The following is a 7,087-nucleotide window of genomic DNA, read 5'->3' as shown; positions in this document are numbered from 1 at the left end:
CCGCTCGCGGACGATCTCCTTGAAAGTGCCGGTCAGCACGCGCAGATCAGCCGCGTCCAGACCGAGGTCGCCGTCGACTCCCTTGGCCTGCTTGGCACCCCACAGCGCGTCGGCGAAGACCGTGGCGTCCGCGGTGGTGCGCCGGCGCGCCGCGGTGTCGATGGTCAGCGACTCCGCACCACACCCACAGGTCCGGCCCAGCCCACGGGCGACGACCGCCGCGTGCGAGGTCTTGCCGCCCCGGCTGGTGAGCACGCCTCGAGCGTGGATGAGGCCGTCGAGGTCGTCCGGGTTGGTCTCGCGGCGCACCAGGATGACCGCGGCGCCTTCCTCGGCGCGGCGGACCGCGGTCGCCGAGTCGAACACGACCTCGCCGACCGCCGCCCCCGGCGACGCGGGAACGCCCGTCGCGATCGGTGCGCGGTCCGTGTCGCCGAAGCGCGGGAACATCAGCTGCGCCAGCTGCGCGCCGGTCACCCGCCGCAGCGCCTCGTCGGCGTCGATGAGCCCTTCCTCGCGCAGTGCGTCGGCGATGCGGAACGCGGCGGCCGCGGTGCGCTTGCCGACGCGGGTCTGCAGCATCCACAGCCTGCGGCGCTCAATGGTGAACTCGATGTCGCACAGATCCCGGTAGTGCTCCTCCAGCGTCCGCATGATGCCCATCAGGAGCTGGTAGGCGTCGGGCTGGAGATCCGCGAGCCGGTTCAGCGGCAGCGTGTTGCGGATGCCGGCGACGACGTCCTCGCCCTGTGCGTTGGGCAGGTAGTCGCCGTAGACACCGGGCGCGCCGGTCGCCGGGTCACGCGTGAACGCCACGCCCGTGCCGGAGTCGTCGCCGAGGTTGCCGAACACCATGGCGCACACGTTCACCGCGGTGCCCAGGTTCTCGGGGATGTGCTCGGCGTGCCGGTAGGTGTGGGCGCGGTCGGTGTGCCAGGACGCGAACACCGAGGTGATCGCCATGTCCAACTGCTCACGCGGGTCCTGCGGGAACTCCCGGCCCGTCCGCTCGCGGACGATCTCCTTGAAAGTGCCGGTCAGCACGCGCAGATCAGCCGCGTCCAGACCGAGGTCGCCGTCGACTCCCTTGGCCTGCTTGGCACCCCTCAGCGCGTCGGCGAAGTAGCTCGCGTCGACACCCAGCACGGTGGTGCCGAACATCTGCACCAGCCGGCGGTAGGAGTCCCACGCCAGCCGCTCGTCCCCGGCCCACGCGGCGAGCCCGGCCACCGAGTCGTCCGTGATTCCGATGTTGAGGACCGTGTCCATCATGCCGGGCATGGAGAACCGGGCACCGGAGCGAACCGCGACCAACAGCGGCTGGTCGACCTGGCCCAGCTTGCGGCCCATCGCCCGCTCGAGAATGTGCAGGTGCTCACCCACCTCCGCGGCCAGCTCCGCCGGCGGGGCGCCGGTGTCCAGGTAGGCGCGGCATGCCTCCGTCGTGATCGTGAACCCGGGCGGCACCGGTAGCCCCATCACGGTCATCTCCGCCAGGTTGGCGCCCTTGCCACCGAGCAGATCGGCCATGAACCGGTTGCCCTCGGCGAAGTCGTACACGTACTTCGTCATCGTCTTCTCCTCGTTCAGTCCCGTGTGGACCGCAGTAGTGCCTCGACCGCGATGGCGACCTCCGGGTGCTCGCCCAGCAGCAGGTGACCGCCGTCCTCGACGACGAGCAGCCGGGCACCCGGGATCCGCTCGGACAACGCGATTCCGCCCCAGCAGGGGGCGAGCGCGTCGTCCCGTGCGTGCACGATCAGCGTGGGTGTGGACATGTCCTGGAAGTCGTAGTGGTTGATGTCCGGGTTGGACACGAACGCGTCGAACAAGGCGCCGGCCGCGCGGCGGGACACGGGGAAGATGCCGTCGAGCTCGGCGTCGACCCGGTCGCGGTCCCCCGTGCCGGCCAACCGGTCCACGGGCACGGCCATGAGCCGGGCAAGGCGTGTGGGGAAATGACGCCTGATCATCCACATGAGACGGTCGGAGTCCGAGATCGCGCGGGCGAGCCGATACGGCACGGGGCGTTCGTCGTGCTGGCTACCCGGTCCGTTGGGTGAGAGCAGCGCCAGCGCGGACACCCGGTCCCGGTGCCGCATGGCCAGCTGCAACGCGGATGTCGCACCGGCCGACACCGCGACCACGGCGACCCTGTCGATACCGAGGGCGTCGAGCAGGTCGGCGTACACGTCCGCCTGCCGGGCCGGGGTCGCTCCGGCCGGCAACGAGGACGCCAGGTACCCGAGGCGTCGACCACGCGGGTCATCGCGTCACCGAGGCCGGGCTGGTTCGCACGTTCCGCGACGCCGGCACGCGACTCCCGTGCCACCCGCGGCTCTTCCGCACCGGCCATCACGTCCACCTCCTACATCCGGGGTTCCTGACTCCATCGCAGCAACTCGCCGCGGCTCGCGCACCGGCACGACGGTCCTGGACAGGGCTCCGTAGGTCACCTGCCGGCAGGGTCCTTGGTCCTGTGCCGCCGACCCGATTCCCAGCATCTCGGACGACATCGTGAGCCTTGCCGTGCTGTCTATTGTGGACGTGCTGGTCCTCCGACAGGACCCTCACACCCAGAGCGGGTAGTCTCCCGCCGAACAGGGCGTTGAATAGTGTCCGATGTGGACTCAGCGATCCGGTGTCATGCGGACGACCGCGACCGGGCACGGCGCGTGGTGCAGCAGGTGCTGGCCGGTCGACCCCAGCACGAGCCCGTCGAACCCGCCGCGGCCGCGGGTGCCGACCACCACCAGCCGCGCACCCTCGGCGTGAGACAGCAATGCCCGCGACGGGTGATCGCGCACGACCTCGCGGATCAACCGCACGTCCGGGTACTTCTCCTGCCAGCCCGCCAACCGCTCCGCGAGGGTCTCGTCGGCACGCTGCTGGGCGGCCTCGATGTCGGACGGTTCGGCGGGGCCGAGCGGGAGCGGGTCGGTCCAGCTGTGCACGGCGACGAGGTCGGCGTCATGCAGGGCGGCCTCGGCGAACGCGAACGCGACAGCCTCCTCGCTGGTCAGCGGCGGTGGTGAGCACGAAGTCGCCGTAACGGCGCCACCACCCGGCGAGGACGGCGCCCTCGACGGGGCGAACGGTCAGGGGGGCCCACTCGGCACCGGTGGCGGCGGCGTCGAGGTCGACCACGACCGATAGCGTGGCGCGGCGCAGACCGGTGCGCAGGACCTTGAGCGCGCTCTCCTTCGCCGACCAGATGAGGTTGGCCAGCAGGTCGTGTTCACCGGCGGCTACGAGCGCCTGCTCTCGTGGCGTGAACCAGTCCCGCACGAACACGGCTTCCCGGGGTTCGACCAGCTCGAGATCACACCCGACCGCCAGCCCCGGTGGTCCGACGAGGCACACCGCCCAGTCGGCACGGTCGGTGAGGGAGACCGAGACGGGGGCCGGCGCCCCGTCGAGCAGCGGCGTCGGGGCCCCGTCGGGCGCGGGCCGTATCTCGATGCCGGCGAGCCTCGTGTTCGGTTGGCTCGCTTCGCTCGCCGCAGGCCCGAGCACCCGCGCGATGGCGACCTTCGCCGTCCACCGCGAGAGCCGCAACTCCGTGCGCCGCTTCGGAAAGCGCAACTCGCCGAGCCGGGAGGTCTCGGCGGGCGACAACCACTCGGCCGTCACCGGCACGTCGGCCATGCCGCGTGCGAGCCAGCGAAGTGTCACGGGCCCAGCCTCCCACGCGCTCGGCGAGCCGACACGGGCCGTAAGGCCCGGCGCCGGTGGGCCTTCTGCTCTGCCGCCCTCGCGTGCTCAGGGGTTGTGTGAGTGGAAAAGCACATGGGAGCACGCCATGACCGCACAGGACGAGTTCATGCGAGCAAGCGACGCCTTCTCGTGGTACCAGGAGAGCGACCCAGCCATGCGGGCGACGATCGTGGCCGTCGCGTGGCTGGACCGGTCGCCGGACTGGGCACGGCTGTCGGCGCGGGTCAAGGCCGCGACCCGGCTGGTGCCTCGACTGCGCCAGCGGGTCACGGAGCCGCCGGCCCGGATCGCGGTGCCGAGGTGGGAGACCGACGAGGCGTTCGACATGACGTGGCACCTGCGCCGCACCACCGCGGACTCGGACGCCGCGGTGCTCGAGCTGGCCAGGATCGAGGCCATGACCGGCTTTGACCGCGCCCGTCCCCTGTGGGTGTACACGCTCGTCGAGGGCCTGCCGGACGGCCGGGCGGCGCTGCTCATGAAACTGCACCACGCGCTCACCGACGGCGTCGGCGCGGTTCGGCTGGCGCCGACACTGTTCGATACCGTCCCCGAGCCGGAGTTCACGCCACACCCCGAGGAGCCGAAGAACACGCACGGCGGCGCACTCGTGCCGGCGAGCATCGTCCACACCGCCGGACAGCTACTCGACCTGGCCGGGCAGGTGGTCCGGGCCGCGGGCCCGACCGCGTGGCAGGTCCTGCGGGACCCGCTCGGCAGCGTGCGCACCGTGGTGGACACCGCGCAGTCCATCGGCAGGACGGTCGCGCCGGTCACCGACATCCGCTCCCCCGTGATGCGCGGGCGCGGACTCGGCCGCCGTCTCGACGTCGTCTCGGTCGCGCTGACCGATCTGAAGCACGCCGCCAGGACCACGGGCGTGACGGTCAACGACGCGTTCCTGGCTGGCGTCACCGGCGGCATGCGCCACTACCACCACAAGCACGACGCACCCGTCGACGAGCTGCGGGTGACCATGCCGATCAGCATCCGCGAGGCCACCGATCCGTTGGCCAGCAACCGGATCACCCTCATGCGGTTCCTCGTGCCGGTGTCGGAGGCCGACCCCGCGCGTCGGATGCGGCTGATCGACACCCGCGCCAAGGCCGCCCGCAACGCCAGGTCACTGCGCTTCACCGACGCGATCGCCGCCGGCCTCGACCTGCTGCCGACCGGCTTCGTCGGCGGCATGCTCAAGCGGGTCGACTTCCTCGCGAGCGACGTGACGGGCATGCCGGTAGAGGTCTACCTGGCGGGTGCGAAGGTCACGGCCCACGCGGCCTTCGGCCCGACAATGGGGTGTGCGGCGAACCTGACCCTCATGTCCTACAACGGCACCTGCCATGTCGCCGCCAACCTCGACACCGCGGCACTCCCGGACTCCGACGTCTTCATCGACTGCCTCCGCCTCGGCATGGACGAGGTGATCGCCGTGGGCCGGGACTGACCCGGTCACCGCGACGAATGACGAGCCGGCCGGGACACTCCGCCGGTGACACTCGTGTCGTCCCCGTAGCGTGTAGGTGCCGATCTCGTCCTGTGTGGACCGTTGGCGGCCACGTTGCCGCGTGATGGCGCGTCGAGTTACCTGGAGGTTCTCCACGCTGGCTACCGTCGTCACGTGCGGTGCTCACGCGTATTCGCGACTACACATTTCCGGTTACTCTACGTGCCTGATCCGCTCCGCGCTGATATTTCGAGCCCGCGATGACGCGACGGGGCATCGACTCCCGCAAACCTCCACTGCTGATGCTGGCCGTGTTGGTCATCGCCTCGTTGCTGTGGCTGCTGGTCGGCACCCGAGCTCCGCACTTCCACGCCACTGACCAGCAGACGACGAGCGCAGCTGGCGTCCACACCGGACACGACCACGGCGATCACGGCGACGCGAACGAACGCGGCTGCCACCGCCAGGCGCATTTTCACGCACAGGTAGTTCCACCGGTCGCGCTTCCTCGTCCCGTGGCGGATCCAGATACCTGGCTCACGATCGCGGCCATCGAGTCGCCCCTGTCCGGGGCCCCCTCACGGCGAGATCCCACCCCGCCGTTCAGCAGAGTCCGATATCAGCCTGGGCACACGCTCCTGATCGCTCTCTGCGTGGCACGGCTATAGCGAAGGGCATAACCCGCGACGAACCGTTCTGTCAGCCCGGACACCTCACCCGGGTGGTACACGCACGCCCTGATTCGGGGCACACAACGCTTTCCTCTCGCGCCGCATTTCGCGGCGCCTCTCGGGAGACTCACGAGCCGATGCAGCCCAAGTTCACCGCGCCGTTCCCGGTGCCGTCCTCGCCTGCCCAACTGGCCACGAGCGCCGCCCGTTGCCACTCCCCCGCCACCTCGATCGGCAACACGCCGGTGCTGTGGATCGGCGAGCCGTTCTGCGCGGCGGGCCGGGGCTTCTGGGCGAAGCTGGAGGGCTTCAACCCGGGCGGGATGAAGGACCGTCCCGCCCTGCACATGGTGACCAAGGCCCGGGAGCGGGACGAGCTGGTGCCCGGCGGGCGAATCGTCGAGTCCACCAGCGGCACGCTCGGGCTCGGGCTCGCGCTGGCCGGCATCACGCTGCGGCATCCGGTCACGCTGGTCACCGACCCCGGCATGGAACCGATCGTGCGGCGCATGCTGGCCGCGTACGGCGCCGAGGTCGAACTGGTCGCCGAACCGCACCCCACGGGCGGCTGGCAGCAGGCGCGCCGTGACCGCGTCCGGGAAGTGCTCGACAGGTACCCGAACGCGTGGTGCCCGGACCAGTACCACAACCCGGACAACGTCACCGCCTACGCGCCCCTCGCCCTGGAACTCGTGGGCCAGTTGGGCCGCGTCGACGTGCTGGTCTGCTCGGTCGGCACCGGCGGGCACTCGGCCGGCATCGTCCGAGTGCTCCGCGACTACTTCCCGCACCTGCGGCTCGTCGGGGTGGACACCGTAGGGTCGACCATCTTCGGCCAACCCGCCGGCACCCGTCTGATGCGCGGCCTGGGATCGAGCATCTACCCCCGCAACGTGGACTACAGCGCCTTCGCCGAGGTCCACTGGGTCGCCCCCGGCGAAGCGGTCTGGGCCTGCCGCCGCCTCGCCGCCACCCACCACGCCACCGGCGGCTGGAGCGTCGGCGCGGTCGCCCTGGTCGCCGGCTGGCTCGCCCGCACAGGCGAGCCGGACACCCGGATCGCCGCGATCTTCCCCGACGGCCCGTACCGCTACTTCGACACCGTCTACAACGACGAGTACTGCGCGGAACACGGGCTCCTCGACGTGCCGATCCCGCTCGTGCCGGACACCATCGACACGCCGACGGACCGCGTCGTCAAGCGGTGGACGCGCTGCACCGAGGTGACCGTGCCGAAGGGGGCGCTGCGATG

6 protein-coding genes are annotated in these 7,087 nt (G+C 70.9%); 2 read left to right on the top strand and 4 right to left on the bottom strand.

Features of this window, described 5'->3' with window-relative positions; translation table 11 throughout:
• The 4 genes from ACJ73U_RS43210 to ACJ73U_RS43195 form a co-directional block, all read right to left on the bottom strand.
• A partial coding sequence (locus ACJ73U_RS43210; protein ID WP_407783594.1) for a pyruvate, phosphate dikinase occupies window positions 1-1,572 on the bottom strand: 1,572 nt, incomplete at its 3' end.
• A 14-nt stretch (window positions 1,573-1,586) separates the two neighbouring features.
• Window positions 1,587-2,240: an alpha/beta fold hydrolase gene (locus ACJ73U_RS43205; RefSeq protein WP_407783596.1), complete on the bottom strand. Its 654-nt coding sequence runs from the start codon at window positions 2,238-2,240 to the stop codon at window positions 1,587-1,589.
• Between the two features lie 390 nt (window positions 2,241-2,630).
• Complete coding sequence (locus tag ACJ73U_RS43200; protein ID WP_407783595.1) at window positions 2,631-2,978, bottom strand: universal stress protein; 348 nt, start codon at window positions 2,976-2,978, stop codon at window positions 2,631-2,633.
• Window positions 2,971-3,675: a 4'-phosphopantetheinyl transferase family protein gene (locus ACJ73U_RS43195; RefSeq protein WP_407783593.1), complete on the bottom strand. Its 705-nt coding sequence runs from the start codon at window positions 3,673-3,675 to the stop codon at window positions 2,971-2,973. The genes ACJ73U_RS43200 and ACJ73U_RS43195 overlap by 8 nt, the downstream gene beginning before the upstream one ends.
• Window positions 3,676-3,802: 127 nt before the next feature.
• Between ACJ73U_RS43195 and ACJ73U_RS43190 the strand changes: the two genes are divergently transcribed.
• Both ACJ73U_RS43190 and ACJ73U_RS43185 read left to right on the top strand, forming a co-directional pair.
• Window positions 3,803-5,164 carry a wax ester/triacylglycerol synthase domain-containing protein gene (locus tag ACJ73U_RS43190; protein ID WP_407783592.1) on the top strand — a complete coding sequence of 454 codons (1,362 nt, stop codon included), beginning with the start codon at window positions 3,803-3,805 and terminating at the stop codon, window positions 5,162-5,164.
• Window positions 5,165-5,972: 808 nt separating this feature from the next.
• On the top strand, window positions 5,973-7,087 hold a 1,115-nt coding region (locus ACJ73U_RS43185), incomplete at its 3' end, for a PLP-dependent cysteine synthase family protein (protein ID WP_407783591.1).

The sequence above is a fragment of the Actinophytocola sp. genome (assembly GCF_045807065.1).
Lineage (GTDB): Bacteria > Actinomycetota > Actinomycetes > Mycobacteriales > Pseudonocardiaceae > Actinophytocola.
This window is presented reverse-complemented; position numbering and strand designations above follow the sequence as displayed.